9 protein-coding genes are annotated in these 15716 nt (G+C 46.8%); 5 read left to right on the top strand and 4 right to left on the bottom strand.

The window, feature by feature from the left end; translation table 11 throughout:
* Positions 1 to 3 precede the first annotated feature (3 nt).
* From BFP72_RS12905 to BFP72_RS12890, 3 genes are all read right to left on the bottom strand, one after another.
* Positions 4 to 3141: a TonB-dependent receptor gene (locus tag BFP72_RS12905; RefSeq protein WP_221406516.1), complete on the bottom strand. Its 3138-nt coding sequence runs from the start codon at positions 3139 to 3141 to the stop codon at positions 4 to 6.
* A 423-nt stretch (positions 3142 to 3564) separates the two neighbouring features.
* Entirely contained in the window at positions 3565 to 4488 is a 924-nt protein-coding gene (locus BFP72_RS19020; RefSeq protein WP_158233399.1) for a carbohydrate-binding protein, read from the bottom strand.
* Positions 4489 to 4547: 59 nt separating this feature from the next.
* On the bottom strand, positions 4548 to 6317 hold the full coding sequence (locus BFP72_RS12890; protein ID WP_221406515.1) for a cellulase family glycosylhydrolase: 1770 nt from the start codon (positions 6315 to 6317) through the stop codon (positions 4548 to 4550).
* A gap of 295 nt (positions 6318 to 6612) precedes the next feature.
* On the opposite strand from BFP72_RS12890, the gene BFP72_RS12885 reads away from it, so the two are divergent.
* From BFP72_RS12885 to BFP72_RS12875, 3 genes are all read left to right on the top strand, one after another.
* Positions 6613 to 9582, top strand: coding sequence for a triple tyrosine motif-containing protein (locus tag BFP72_RS12885; RefSeq protein WP_099599526.1), 2970 nt, complete (start codon positions 6613 to 6615; stop codon positions 9580 to 9582).
* A 180-nt stretch (positions 9583 to 9762) separates the two neighbouring features.
* Positions 9763 to 11565, top strand: coding sequence for a glycoside hydrolase family 2 protein (locus tag BFP72_RS12880; protein WP_185123728.1), 1803 nt, complete (start codon positions 9763 to 9765; stop codon positions 11563 to 11565).
* A gap of 39 nt (positions 11566 to 11604) precedes the next feature.
* Complete coding sequence (locus BFP72_RS12875) at positions 11605 to 12576, top strand: type I phosphomannose isomerase catalytic subunit (protein ID WP_099599525.1); 972 nt, start codon at positions 11605 to 11607, stop codon at positions 12574 to 12576.
* A 62-nt stretch (positions 12577 to 12638) separates the two neighbouring features.
* On the opposite strand, the gene BFP72_RS12870 is transcribed toward BFP72_RS12875, so the two are convergent.
* Positions 12639 to 13244 (bottom strand): pseudouridine synthase, encoded by a 606-nt coding sequence (locus tag BFP72_RS12870; RefSeq protein ID WP_255397213.1) that lies wholly within the window; start codon positions 13242 to 13244, stop codon positions 12639 to 12641.
* Between the two features lie 272 nt (positions 13245 to 13516).
* Here BFP72_RS12870 and galE point away from each other — a divergent pair, with 272 nt between their 5' ends.
* The gene (gene galE, locus BFP72_RS12865) at positions 13517 to 14530 is read left to right on the top strand and encodes a UDP-glucose 4-epimerase GalE (protein WP_221406514.1); all 1014 of its coding nucleotides are present in this window, start codon (positions 13517 to 13519) and stop codon (positions 14528 to 14530) included.
* Positions 14531 to 14539: 9 nt separating this feature from the next.
* Entirely contained in the window at positions 14540 to 15712 is a 1173-nt protein-coding gene (gene galK / locus BFP72_RS12860) for a galactokinase (RefSeq protein WP_099599523.1), read from the top strand.
* The last annotated feature ends 4 nt before the right edge of the window (positions 15713 to 15716 follow it).

Here is a 15716-nt window from a genome sequence, read left to right as displayed (position 1 = left end):
TGATTAGAAACTGAATGTTAGACCTCCGATGACTGTTCTAGGTACTGGGTAGTACCCTCTGTCCACCCCTTGGCTGTTGTCATTGCCAGAACCTGCTTCTGGATCCATACCTGGGTATTTGGTGAAGGTGAAGAAATTGTCCATAGAGACATAGAAACGGACGTTGTTGACTTTGATTTTCTCAGAAACGCTGTTTGGCAAGGTGTATCCCAATTGCATTTGGCGAATTCTGACATAGGAACCGTCAAAGACCATCATGTCGCTGCTGTAGGCGATGTTGTCACTGGTGTTGGGTCTAAACCACGAGTTGGTAGAACCTTCGCCTGTCCACATGTCATCGTAGAAGAATGCTGGCTTGTTGGCCGTAGGTCTATCTGTACGGTTGAAGCCCATCATGATCTGGTTGCCCGCTTGTCCTTGAGCAAACAAGATGAAATCAAACCCTTTGTACGCCAAGTTGATTCTTGCACCAAACATGGTCTCAGGGATAGCATCTCCGATATAGGTTTGGTCATCGACCGAGATGGTGCCATCTTCGTTGGTGTCCACTGCGATCGGATCACCAGGTACTGGTGCATAGCCAGTCAACCCATTGTCTGCGATGTACTGATCGATTTGTTGCTGGTTTTGGAAGATACCGTCCGTTTTGTACCCACTGAAGTACCATACGGGCTGGCCTTCTTCGAATTTGGTAGCTGCTTGCCATCCTGTACCGACGTTGGATCCATTGAGTACTGGGTAGTTTGGATCGAGGTAGGTCACTTCGTTGGATAGCGTCGAGAGGTTCAAGTTGATTCCATATTGGAAATCCTTGGCTGTCCCGTTGTTGAAGCCCAATTCGAACTCAAAACCTTTGTTCAATACATCTCCTGCATTTGTGAAGTTGAGTTTGTTGCCAGCGAAGTACGGTGCAGCTCCTGGGGTGATCAAATCCTTGGTTTTCTTTTGGTAGTAGTCCATGGCAAAAGTCAATCGACCGTCAAAGAACCTTGTGTCCAACCCGATATCGATTTGTTCACTGGTTTCCCATGTCAAGTATGGGTTGGTCAAGTTGGATGGCGCTGCTCCTTGTTGGAATGTGCCCGCTGCATCTTCGTATCGAATCACACCTTGCACTGAAGTAGCGATAGAGGATTGCCACTGTCCAGGGCTGAGGTTAGACAAACTTCCATTTTGTCCCCAGCTCACTCTTAGCTTGGCATAGTTGACGATATTGGAAATACCGCTTGGGAAGAAGTTCTCGTTAGAGAATACCCATCCGAGTGATACCGAAGGGAAGGTTCCCCACTTGTTGCCATCAGAGAGCATAGACGAACCGTCACGTCTCAGTGTAGCGTTTAGGAGGTACTTGCCTTGGTAGTCGTAGGAGAGTCTACCGTAGTATGAGTTGAGCGTACGGTACTCAGGACGGCTACCGACTTTGTCTGTGTCGTCTGGCGTGTAATCTCCGTAAGACCACTTGTCTTCTTCTTTGAACAAGCCCGAATAACTGCCATTTAGGTTGTTGTAGGTGTATTTTTGAATGGCAGTACCAGCCAATAGGTTGAAGTGGTGATCTCCGATGGTCTTGTCATAGCTTGCGAAGTTTTCCCACTGCCATGTATACCATTCTTGCCATTCATCGCTACCGTTTGCCACGGTGTTGAGGCTTTCAGAAGAGAACCAGAAGGTAGGTGTCCAAGTGTGGAATCTTTGGAATGCAGCATCGATACCGACACGTGAGGTGATCGTCAATCCTTCGATTGGCTTGATCTCTACAAAGGCGTTACCCAAGATTTTGTTTTGTACCGTTTGACCTTGCTGGAGGTCGATACGTGCTAGCGGGTTGCCGTACTCTCCTTTGACGAACTGAGAAATCCCGTAGTAGTCGCCGTTGGAATCTCTCACGAGAGGCTGGCCAGCATCTACTGCCGATTGTACGTGTGCTGGGAGCGTCGAACCCGTGTAGGATACTGGAGTGACTGGGTCAAGAGCCAATCCACTGGCTACCAAACCACCGAATTCGTCATTTTCTGCCAATCCACTTTTTTGAATGTAAGAGTACGATAGGTTTTGTCCTACTGAGATCCATTCTTTCAATTTGTGGTTGGAGTTCAATCGAGCAGTGTAGCGGTTGAATCTAGACTTGTCACCACCGATGACTCCATCTTGCTGAAACATCGTACCAGAGATGAAGTAGGTAGATTTCTCTGTACCACCAGCGAAAGACAACGTGTGACTTTGCTGCGGAGCGTTTTGTGTCATTTCATCTAGCCAGTCGGTACCGTCACCTATCCCATTGATGTCTGCAGGGGTAGGGGCACCTGGAGCACCAGCAGCTGTCATGTACTCTTGGTACTGTGGAGCAGTCATGAGTGGCATCAAACTAGGGTCCATGGATTGCACACCGTATTGGCCACTATAAGTAATGCTTCCGGTGTTTGGCTTACCTTTTTTGGTAGTGACGATGACTACACCGTTGGCGCCTTCAGCACCGTAGATCGCTGACGAAGCAGCATCTTTGAGCACTTCGATGGATTCTACGTCGTTTGGACTCAGGTAGTCCATGCCTGCAGCACCAGTTCGTACTCCATCGATGATGAATAGTGGGTCAGATCCGCCATTGGATGATACCCCCCTGATTCTGATTTTAGTACTTGCTCCTGGAGATCCAGAGGTAGGGCGGATTGATACACCCGGTGTTCTACCTTGTAGTGCTTGGTCTATTCTACCCGTAGATACCGTTTGCAATTCTTGGGCCTTCACAGAAGAAATGGCTCCTGTGGACAAGCTCTTTTTTTGCTCACCGTAACCGATCACGACGACCTCTTCGAGAGACTGTACGTCCATGGGTAGGGTGATGTCAATCGTCGTGCGACTGCCTACTGTAGCTTCTTGTGTCAAAAAACCAATAAATGAGTAACTAAGAACAGCATCAGAGTCGTCAATATTGATGCTGTAGTTGCCGTCTAGATCAGATACAGTACCTGTTGTTGTACCTTTTACTAGAATCGAAACACCTGGCAAGCTTTCGCCAGTTTCGTCTGTGACCTTACCTCTTACTGTAGTTTGCGCTTGCGCGAAACTCCAAAGCAAAGTGAGACACAAAACCATGAGGGGTCTGATAGACCTCTGCAATAATTGTAGAGTTTGTAATTTCATACTTTAGTCTTTAATAATCATTTAACAAAAAGTGCTGTTTGGAGGCACTTTTACTTTCATAAGTTTTCAAATGTATTGCATGCTTTTGGCAGAGTTTAATTTCGCTGTACGCTTAAAATACACCTGTCTGGATTTGTTCTACGTTTTAACTACTTCATCCTGTGTAATGTATTGGTATACAGATTTTTGAATGTAAAAAAGTGAGTGTAAAACACGGTGTTTTTTTGCTATTTTTTTACCTGAATGCGGTGTTTTATTTGGATGTTTTTTGGGTGTAAGGAAGGCGTCCTGTCTGTCTATGGTCATCGGTTGGTTTTACACTTTTCAATACAATCGATTGGCAATCATTAGCCCCCCTAAAGCAGAACATCCCCATCGTGTGATTTCGATGGGGATGTTTTGAGTGAGCAGTGGTGAGACTTGTCAGTTTATAAGAAGGCGTTGCCTCCAGGTAGTGTGCGAGCTGCGGATTTCGACAATGTACGCTCCACTGCTCAGGCCGTGTATGGAGAGAGGATGGGGGTGTGCGAGATCAATTGATTCGGTCCGCCAGACTCGACCATTGAGGTCTGTGAGGGATAGTGTTGCTGTGCCTTTCTCGTTGGGTATTTCTACCTGTACTTCGTCACGAGTGGGGTTTGGGTAGAGTTGTAGGTTGGCAGAGCGTTCATGGCTGGGCGTGGAGAGAACTGTTTTGCTGAAGCGGATCCAGTTGAGGTTGAATTCAGGTGCTATGACTTTGATGCGGAGCGTGCCGCGGTAGGGGTAGAGTATAGCGGATGTACTCACAGTGGTCCAGGTTTGCCAGCCACCTGTGGGGCCGAAGCTCAGCTGGACCTTTTGGATGATTTCGTTATTCTCATTCAGTTGTTGTAGTTCGAGGGTGCCGCCGGCACTTTCTGAGGCTACACGAGCGTCTATTTGGAATACAGTCGTATCCTGCACTGTGACGTGGTAGTCTACATAATCCCCAGTGGCAGTGTGGCCGAGATTTTCTCCACCTCCAGCATCGGTGGTGTTTTCATGGACGAGACCGATGTTGGTGATGTAGTTTTCTGCTTCGATTTTGGCAGGGAGTACCGTGTAGACGGGAAGGTGGTTGTCTACAGGCAGCTCAGAGAATTCTTGCAAAAAACTGCCATCCGTGGCTTGGATTTGTGTACCGCTGTAGCTGAGCGTCAGTTGGTGGGTATCGATGAGGGGGAGGGTATTGGTGATGTGCAGGATTCGAGGATTGGACTCATCGAGAGTGGCTTGGCCGAGTTCGGTGTAGATGCCATCCACTCCGAGCCGAAAGCCGGGATTGCCCTCTATGGTTACGACATCTAGCTGTTTGTTGAGCGACAAATGAATCTGATCGCCAGACTCACTTGTCGCAGCTGCTTGCCCTTCTAGCAGTACTTCATTTAGTTTTTTTTTAAGTCGAACGTGATATAGTTCGCATTGAATCCTCCATTTTCGATGTAGAGCTTGAGTTTTTGAGTCCCTTGATAGAGGACGAGTTGTCCCACGGTCTGTGTGCTCCATGCGTTGAACCCGCCGGAGTTGGGGAGTTGGACAGTCCCCGTTTGATCACTGTCGTTGACATAGAGTCGTAGAGCGGTATCGTCGGTGTTGGATGCATAGCGCAAATCGATTTGATACTGTCCATCTGCAGGGACGTCGAGAGTGTAGAGAAGCCATTCTCCCTTTTCGGTCCAGCCGACGGTATACCCGTTGGAGATGTCGTCTTGGCCTGTTTGGATATCTACTCCATCGTTGCGATACGCATAGCCTTGATTCCATGCAAGCCCACCTGGTTGTCCTGTTTCATTGGTATACCCTATGTCATGGTAGGCAGATCCTGCTCTACCTAGGTCATAGTCCACTGCAAATATGCGTGTGGTTTCTGTCTCGGATAGTCGGTTGTTTTTGTAGGGGAGAGTCTCCGTGCTGTGTGGTTGGCGGATCATCGCGTCGACTACATCAGGATGGTAGGTGTTGTTTTCCAGTTTGAGGTTTTCGGCCAGTTCCATGAGTGAGCGGTAGGCATTTTCTTCCGTTGGTTGGGATGCACTGCCTGACCAGTAGTCGAGGATGTCTTGGTAGCCGTCATTGATTTCAACTTGAAGAGGGTTGTTGCTTCCCATTTTTTTGAGTGGCCACCATGACCAACCCATGTGGTTGGTTTCGAAGAGTTCGATGGCATCAGCAAACCATGCGTTGGAATTTTCACCTGTCTCGCCGAGCCATATGGGTACGTTTCGGTTGGTTCGCATGTCGAGCATTCCTTGTATGGAAGCTTGGCTATTGCTATTCCAATATTTGTGATAGCTGAGGACGAGGTTGTCGTCCCACAGGGCCGGAAGGCCGGCGTAGTTGTTGCCCCAGCAGTTGCCTTCGATGATGACTATGTGGTTTTGGTCTACTTCTCGGATGGCAGCTGTTATTTTCTTTTGTAGGTTCCAGAGAGGAGTGTTTTGGCTTTCGGAGCAGCCGTTGAGGTCATCGGCATGATTCTGAAATCCCCAGTTGGGTTCGTTGATGATGTCATAGGCACCGATGTTGGGCTCGTCGGCATAGCGCTCGGCTAGTTTTTTCCAGAGGGCAACCATTTTGTCTTGATTGGCTGTGCTTTCCCAAAGAGAGGGTTTGGTACGGTCATAGTCGCTGATGTCTTCGTTTTCACCTTGACCGCCTGGTGCGGCATGTAGATCTAGGATCAGGTACATGTCATTGGCTTTGACCCATGAGAGGAGTTCGTCCACCATTTCAAAACCTTCTTCGTTCCAAGTGATTTGTCCTGCGTTTTCTTCTTCTTCTTCGATGGGAGGGGTGAATAGCTTGTAATGCATCGGGAGTCGTACCGAATTGTAGCCCCAAGATGCCATGGAGTCAATGTCGATTTTTTGGCAGTGATTGGATAGCCAAGCCTCGTAGAATTCTTCCTTTTTTTCTTTGCCAAGGAGGTCTTCAATTTTTGCTTCTATTTGGTGCTGAGGACCGGTAGTACGTAGCATGTAGCCTTCTTGGAGCATCCATCCTCCTAGGCCGATGCCTCTTAGGATGATTTCTTTGCCTTCACCATCTATGATTTGAGTGCCGTCTGTGGTGAGGTATTGGGCGGAGCATAAGTAGGGAGTCATGCAGAGTAGGAGCAGGACGGATTGGCGGAATAGTGTTTTGATGTCTTTCACTTTGGTGTATATAAAATGGGTGATAAAAAGCCAACTCTATAAAGGCTATAGTAGAGCCTCATAATGTTGGATGAAATTTAGTTACTTTGCTCTAGCTTTTGCTGGAAGGTAACTCTACTGCTCCAAGTTGGCAAGCAGTATTTCAAATGTATCATCACTGGTGTGGTTGTTTTAGTCTATCACCACACTTTATATACACCAGCAGAAAGAATTAAATACTTTATTACTACTTCATTACATGTATATGTATTGATTTTCAGCGTGTTGAGGTTTTTTTGATTGTGAGGATTCGTATATGAGACAACTATTGTATTGCCTATTGCTATGGTGCTGTGTGACTCAGCTGTATGCCGAAGAATCGGTAGAGCGTGTCGCCCAAAGTTTAGGGGAGGTAAAGAAATTCAACATCAACGGTACTCCTCAAGTTGTCCATTATACGGAGGAGGATTATCGATTCGATTCGCAGTTTTGGACTATGGCTGAAGACGCGGAGGGGGTACTTTACTTTGGCAACAACGACGGAGTAGCGATCTACGATGGCGAACGATGGAGTTTGCTTCGGTTGCCCAACGGATCAACGGTACGCGGGTTGAAATATGCCAGTGATGGCAATGTCTACGTGGGTGGGTACAATGATCTAGGTCGAATAGTTCGAAACGATATCGGTCAATACAAATACGTGTCTCTCTTGGATGTGCTTCGTCCAGAAGATCGCAATTTTGAAGACATATGGCAGATCGATGAGTTAGATGGCTTCGTTGTATTTCGGAGTTTCAAGCAACTGATAGCTGTCAAAAACCGCCGTGCGGTGACTCTCCCAGCACATGGGCAGTTTACCCGAATGAATGTGATCAATGATCACCTCTACGTGGTGGATCACTGGGGTATCAAAAGACTGAATCTCAAAAACCTCGAGACAGAAAAACTGATAGCCAGTGATAGGTACGATGGAGAAGAATTGTGCGCTTTGCTACCAGGCCGCTCCAAGCGCGAACTGGTAATATTTAGTAGAGTAGGCAAATCCTACTCTTTGGACTTAGTCACGAGTAAGTTTGAGCTGTTGATGAATCATGTGCCAGACGATTCTGGAGATCAGATATTTTGCGTGATCAAAAGCAGGGAGGGGAGTTATTTCCTAGGTATGATCAACAGCAAGGTGCGTGTCTTTGAGCTCACAGACCAAAGACTCCAAGAAGGACGAACCTTCGAAAATTTGCAAAACAACACCGTGCTTAATCTTTATCAAACCAGAGATGGAAGTGTTTGGGCTTTGCTCAACAAAGGAATTGACTGTATTGAGATACCTTCGCATATCTCCAAGCTTTTCGAAGATGCAGCTGTGTACGATGCACTGCTGTATGATCACAAATTCTATGTGGCTACTAACCAAGGAGTGTATGTAGCGACCTATGAGGGAGATGAAGCGACACTATCCAGTGACGATTTTTCGATTGTCCCTGGGTTAGAGGCTCAAGCTTGGTCCTTGCACTTGTACGAAGGAAAGATCGTCGTAGCACATGATCGAGGGGTATATGTCCTGGAGGGACAGAGGACCTCATTTGTCAATCAAACCAACGGGGTCTGGAAGGTCATCCCGATCGAAGGAAAGCCACACCACTATTTGGCATGTGCCTACGACGGGTTGTATTTGATCAAGTACGAGCGGGGGAGTTTCGTTTACAAAAACAAAATCAACGGCTTTGATATTTCTGGGCGAGACATCATGCAAAGTGTGGAGGACAATACGTTTTGGGTATGTCATGGATACAAAGGGGTGTTTCGGATCAAGATTGATGACGACTACCAGCGTACTACGAGTTTGGAGCAATACACAGATCAAAACGGCTTGCCTTCGGCTTACAACAACAACATCTCCATCTGGAAAGGGGATACCGTTTTTACCACGGTAGATGGTTTGTACCGCTACGATCGTACAACGAACCAATTCGAATTGTATGAGGAACTGACAGCTGTCCTTGGCCGTGATCATTTGATTCGGAAGATCCTACAGGATGATGACAAAACCTGGTATGTCAAGGAGGATGAAATGGGTTTTTTCTATACCAGCGACACGTCTAGGGTCTACCGAGATCTTTTTCTTTCCCTCAAAGGGAGCTTATTGAAAAGCATGGAGCTGATCCTGCCACTCAGTGACTCAGGTGTACTGGTAGGGACTAACAACGGGCTGTATAAGTTCAACATCGGGAAACGCAATGAAGTTGTGACTGCTCCGACCGTGATCACTCAAGTGAAGTACAAAAATCAGGAAGATAGTGTGATTTATTGTCCGCTGGTCAGTCAGCGAGGGAGCCACTTGAAACTGCCCAACAATACCAGTTCATTGACTTTCAATTTTGCCACACCTCGATTTAGTACACAAAAGGACCTGCAGTACAGCTACAAGTTGGAGAGTATGGACCGACAGTGGTCGGAGTGGGATGAAGTTTCTGAAAAGGAGTACAGTTACCTCAAAGCGGGCCAATATACGCTAAAGGTGCGCTCAAGGACCACATTTGGAGACCGCTCGGAGGAGGTGGCGTATGTGTTTGAAATCGAACCCGTCTGGTACCAAACGAAAGGCGCATTGACTGTTTTGGCGGTTTTGGCGGTGATCGGGCTGGTATTGGCCAGAACACTTGTCAGACAGAAGATCAAAAGGACAAAAGAAGAAGCTCATCGTGTCAAAACGAGTTTGGAATTGGAAATCAAGAACATGACGCTGGAGCGCGAAAATGAAAATATCGAACTCGAGAAAAAGCGTCTGGAAGAGGATGTGGTGCAAAAAAGTAAGGAGTTGGCGAACTATACCATTCTGTTGCTCAAAAAAAGAGAACTTCTTGCAGCTATGGCTGCAGAGCTCAAAGAATTGCGGTCAAAGATCAAAAATGCGAGCAACCGTGAGATTGTACGGTCGATGACACGACGGATCAACCTCAATTTGCAAGATGAAGAGCATTTGAACGTGTTTGATGCCAATTTTGAGCGTGTGCATCAAGAGTTCTTCAATGAGCTTAAGGTCAATTTTCCAGACCTCACTCAAAAGGAGCTGCGCTTGTGTGGGTTTGTCAATATGAACCTGACCAACAAAGAAATCGCCGCGATCCTCAACATTTCGGTACGGGGAGTAGAGACAGCTCGCTATCGGTTGAGAAAGCGACTCAGTTTGGGCAAAGAGATCAATATGGTCGAGTTTTTGGCGACTCTTTCGTCCACCTCTGAGGAGGGGGTGATAGAGGAGTCCGATGAGGATTACTTCAATGATTGATTGGCTATGCGGTACGAAAGGGCTTTGAAATTGTCGTCTATGGTCCTCTTCTTGTGAGGGCTTTTGGTGAGCGAAAGTTGTGGGTTTGAAGTAGACCATTATCTTTACGGTTCCAGTTGGGGAGGTACAGCATGACCCTTGTCAGTTGGTTTTATTTAATAAAAACTAAGACTAAAAACTATGAATTTGAAAACGATCACCTCGATGTTTTTCATGCTGATGCTCGTAGGTGAGCTGAGCGCAGCGACCCTCAATCCGTATGCACGTGAGCACATCAGCCTCAATGGCCAATGGAGCTACATCATCGACCCCTACGAAAACGGATTTTACAACTATAGAAGGCAGGCTTTTGATCAAAGTGAGTCGGGTGCTGGGGGGTACTATGACAACAAGGCGCCTGCACATCCCAATGAACTGATAGAGTATGATTTCGAACATGCAGCAGTGATGGATGTCCCTGGGGACTGGAATTCACAAGTGCCAGAGTTGAAATTTTATGAGGGTAGCGTATGGCTTTTGAAATCCTTCGAAGCAAGCCCTCAGGCGGACAAAGTATACAAACTCTATTTTGGTGCGGTCAACTACGAAGCACATGTCTATTGCAACGGCAAGAAAGTAGGCATGCACAAAGGCGGGTTCACTCCTTTTGAGTTTGATGTTACGGATCTGTTGGTGGATGGGGATAATTTCGTGGTGCTCAAAGTAGACAACACTCGTCATCAGGACGAAGTACCTACGGTCAATACAGATTGGTGGAATTATGGTGGAATCACCCGCGATGTATTGCTTTTGGATCTCCCAAAACAACACGTAGCAGACTATGCCCTACAACTCAAGCCTCAAAGTAACCGCGAGATCAAAGGCGCTGTAACAGTGGCTGGGGGAAAGGCCGGAGACAAAGCACAAGTAGCTATTCCAGAACTCCGAATCAACAAGGAGGTGACGCTAGACAAGGACGGGAAAGCAAGCTATACAATAGTGGCTAAAAAGCTAAAGTTGTGGAGTCCAGAGAGTCCAAAACTGTATGATGTGCAAGTGTCCTATGGAGAGGATGTGGTCAAGGATCAGATCGGTTTCCGTAGCATAGCGACAGAGGGTAAGGATATCTTGCTCAACGGCAAACCAATATTTCTCAAAGGGATTTCTATGCATGATGAAAACCCGTTAATAGAGGGGAGGTTGAGGTCCGAGGGGGATATCCGTATGATGCTCCAGTGGGCAAAGGAACTGGGATGCAATTTTGTCCGACTGGCACACTACCCGCACAACGAAAAAATGGTGAGGATGGCAGAGCAAATGGGGCTCATGGTATGGGCCGAGGTGCCGGTATACTGGACGATCTCTTGGGGAAACGAGGAGACTTTTGCCAATGCCAAAAAGCAGTTGACGGATTTGGTCGAGCGCGATATCAATCGAGCAGCTGTGATGATCTGGTCAGTAGGTAATGAGACTCCTGTCAATGCACCACGACTTCAGTTTATGGGGGGATTGGTCGATCACGTCCGAGAGCTGGATGATACGCGATTGGTCGCTGCTGCACTGGAGTTGGAGACGGTAGATGGCGTGATGAGCTGTCACGATCCACTCGCAGAGAAGATCGATCTGATTAGTTTCAACGAGTATGCCGGCTGGTACAGTAGCCATGAATTGAACAAATTGGAGGATATCAAATTTTCGTTTGATCAAGACAAACCGGTGTTTATCTCAGAGTTCGGAGCTGGCGCACAGCCGGGCTACTATAGTGCCGATCGCGTGCGTTGGTCGGAGGAGTATCAAGAGGACCTCTATATCAACCAACTGAAGATGCTGGAGCAGATCGATGGCCTTAGAGGGATGACGCCTTGGATTCTAGTGGATTTCAAATCCCCACGTAGACCACACCCTGTTTTCCAAGATTTTTGGAATAGAAAAGGTTTGATCAGTAATACAGGGAAAAAGAAAAAGGCGTTTTTTGTGTTGCAAAATTATTATAAGAATAAATAGGCAGTCGAAGAAATACTGAGGTGCCCGAAATCAAAGACAATGAATGTAGACTATCCAATGAAATTTGACCCCATTTTGAAGTACAGGATGTGGGGAGGAGACAAATTAGTAGACGTGCTCAATAAGCAATCTGACGAAAAGAACCTCGGCGAGAGCTGGGAGATATCCGATGTACCTGGAGATGCATCTGTAGTAGCCAACGGTGCGCTCAAGGGCAAAGATCTCAAAGAATTGCTCAAGGAGTATGGTGCGGCACTCATAGGACAGCACAATAGCGAGCGCTTCGGAGAGGCCTTTCCGATATTGATCAAGTACATCGATGCGAAGGTACCTTTGTCTATACAGTTGCACCCCAATGATGCTTTGGCCAAGGAGCGGCACAACTCGTTTGGCAAGACGGAGATGTGGTATGTGATGGATGCCGAGCCTGACGCAGATCTGATCGTAGGCTTCAACAAAGAAGTGACCAAAGAGGAGTACGTGCAGCATGTCGAGGACAATACGCTAGAGGATATCCTCAATGTCGAGAAGGTCAAAAAGGGAGATAGCTTCTTCATCAATACAGGAAAGATTCATGCGATTGGTGCCGGGTGCCTGATTGCAGAGATACAGCAGACTTCCGATGTGACCTACCGTGTATTCGATTGGAACCGTGTCGATAAGGATGGCAAACCAAGAGAGCTGCATACAGACTTGGCGTTGGATGCGATTGACTTTGAGAAGAAAGATGATTTTTGGCTAGACTATGCCAAGCTTGAGAATAGCTCAAATGAGATCGCTTCTTGTCCCTACTTTACTACTAATTATCTACCAGTCATAGGAAAAGCGACGAAGGACTATGCTACAACTGACTCGTTCGTGATCTACATGTGTGTAGATGGAGAAGGAACAGTCACAGCCAATGGGCATAGCGTCTCTATCAAAAAAGGTGAAACGATCTTGATACCAGCAGCGATTGATCAGGTGCAATTGGTGGCAGACGGTATGGAGCTGCTAGAGGTAACTGTCTAGAGTTGGATTCAGAAAAACGCAGACAACCGTCATGGCCGATTGATAAGGCTGTGACGGTTTTTTTATGGTTTTGGGTTGGGACAAATTCCAATATCAATTCCATCAAGTTCGACAACTTCACCTGCTGGGAGTTGGTTCAAATGAACGTCACCTATACGGACCCTGATCAGACGAAGGGTCGGAAAGCCCACAGCGGCAGTCATTTTTCTAACTTGGCGATTTTTGCCTTCGGTGAGTGTGATCGATAGCCAACTCGTAGGCCCGTGTCTTTCGTCACGGACGTCACGGGAGTGGGCCCAATACACTTCTGACGTTTTCATCGCTCGCGCTTGACAAGGCATGGTTGTGTAGGTCTTTTGCTTGATTGAGATCTCTACACCTGACTGTAGTGCAGATATGGCTGATGGTGTGATGATGCCGTCGACTAGAGCGAAATATTCTTTCTCTACTTTGCGGCTTCTCACCTCCACACTCAGTTGGCCATCTGTAGTCAGTAGCAGCAACCCTTCTGATGATTCATCAAGACGACCGATTGCCATCGTCCCTTTTGGAAAATTATACAGTTCTCCAAGTTTCTTTTTGTTTTTGCGGGTTTTTTCGTTGCTCACGAATTGAGAAATGTATCCGTAGGGTTTGTGCAGAAGGAAGAGTCTCGTTTGCATAGGCATGTGGGGGTGTGGTTGGACGGGGCAAAATTAATGAGACCTAAATAAAGATGCAGCTTGAACATAATATTAGAATTGTACGGAGTGTGACGATAGTGTTTGTTCCGATTAGATACGTCGGTATGTCTCCCTAAGGATCGCTGAGAGTCATTCGTAGATTGTGAGGAGTAGGGGCGTCTGATGGTCATGTGTTCGGTAAATTATTTATAAACGTTGTTTGTACGTTTTAATAAAAACCGTTAATATTACGTTTAATAAAATAAGACCATTTGATCATGAGTATTTTAGTAACAGGGGGATTGGGGTATATCGGGTCGCATACGGTTGTGGAGTTGATCCAGGCAGGATTCAGCGTGCACATCGTCGACGACTTGTCCAATACCGAAGAGGGAGTGCTGGATCGTATCTTGCAAATCACAGGCACGAAACCTGGGTTTACTCGGTTGGATTTGAAATCGGAATCGGACTTGGAGCGTTTGTTTGAGGGACATGTATTCGAAGGAGTGATCCATTTCGCGGCATCCAAGTCGGTAGGGGAATCCGCGACTGATCCGTTGCTGTACTATCAAAACAATATTTTGGGTTTAGTAAACTTGATTGCATGTATGAAAAAACACGGTGTGCCAAACATCGTGTTTTCTTCATCGTGTACGGTGTACGGCCAGCCAGATGTCCTACCAGTGACGGAGCAAACACCAATCAAGCCTGCCGAGTCTCCTTATGGGAATACCAAAAAAATCGGAGAGGACATCCTGCGAGATAGTTCACGGGCGTACGAAGGGATTCACTCCATCGCTCTTCGATATTTCAATCCTATAGGTGCGCATAGCTCTGCACTCATTGGTGAGAAGCCTAAGGGTGTTCCGAACAATCTGATGCCGTATCTCATGCAGGTAGCGACGGGTGTGCGCGAAAAATTGAGCGTGTTTGGCGATGATTACGATACACCAGATGGTACGGCAGTTCGAGATTACATTCACGTAGTGGATTTGGCAAAAGCTCACGTAATCGCTGTACAGCGACAGTTGAATAAAAAACAAAAAACAGCCTACGAGTACTTTAATCTAGGTTCAGGGTCAGGCTATTCAGTTTTGGAGATCATTCAGTCATTTGAGAAAATCAATGGAGTGAAAGTCAATCATGAGATCACAGCGAGACGTGCTGGAGATATAGAAAAAATATACGCTGACAATACCTATGCTACGGAGGAGTTGGGTTGGACGGCTCAGTTGTCACTCGACGACATGATGTCCTCTGCATGGAATTGGCAATTGAAATTAAAAGATTAAACGAGGGTTATGAAAGACGTCAATGAAAAAAAGGAAGCTGTAATAGCCAGCTACAAAGAGAGGTTTGGGGGAGAACCCTTACTGGTCAAGTCACCAGGTAGGATCAACCTCATAGGTGAGCACACTGACTACAACAATGGGTACGTGATGCCCGCAGCGATCGAGCAGGCGGCCTATGTAGCCATCGCCAAGAGCGGTTCAAAGGAATGTAGGTTAGAGGCATTAGATTTAGAGGAAGGGTACAGTTTCTCGATCGATGATGAGCTAAAGCCTGTGGAGATAGGTTGGGTCAATTATTTCTTAGGAGTGCTCGATCAGTACAATAAGAAAGGACTGGCTCTCGAAGGATTCAACATGGTCTTCTCGAGTGATGTGCCTTTGGGTGCAGGATTATCTTCTTCCGCAGCGCTAGAGTGTTCTTTTGGTTTTGCAGTGAGTCAGTTGTTGGGTCATGAGCTGTCCTTGGTGGATGTTGCCAAGATGGGGCAGCAGGCGGAGCACAATTTCGCAGGCGTGAAGTGCGGGATCATGGATCAGTTTGCGAGTTGTTTGAGTACCGCAGATCATGCGATCATGTTGGATTGTCGCTCTCTGGAGTACACGTCTATCCCTTGTGATATGAAGGACTACCAATTGGTGTTGTTTGATACAGCGGTCAAGCACAATCTAGCTAGCTCGGAGTACAACGTACGCCGCGAACAATGCGAATCTGGTGTAGCTGTGCTGCAAAAGAAATTTGAAGGAATCGAGAGTTTGAGAGATGCGACGATGGAGCAGCTCGATGCGGTCAAATCAGAACTAGATGCCGTCGTGTACGATAGGTGTGCATACGTGATCAGCGAGAACAATCGTGTACTGCAAGCAGCTGAGGCGTTGAAACGAGGAGATATTGAGCGATTAGGGGAACTAATGGACCAAACACATGTAGGATTGAGTAAACAGTATGCAGTGAGTTGTACAGAGTTGGATCTGCTAGCGGACCTTGCCAAGGTGCACCCGGATATCATCGGGGCACGAATGATGGGTGGCGGATTTGGCGGGTGCACCATCAATATTGTCAAGAAGAAAGGGTTAGAAAGTACAGTAAGGAGTGTTCTTGAAAACTACAAAAAGGTCACTCAAGTGGAACTAAAGCATTATATTGTCGCCCCTGGCGATGGCGCCACTTTACTTAAAAACTAATTAC

The sequence above is a fragment of the Reichenbachiella sp. 5M10 genome (assembly GCF_002742335.1).
Lineage (GTDB): Bacteria > Bacteroidota > Bacteroidia > Cytophagales > Cyclobacteriaceae > Reichenbachiella.
This window is presented reverse-complemented; position numbering and strand designations above follow the sequence as displayed.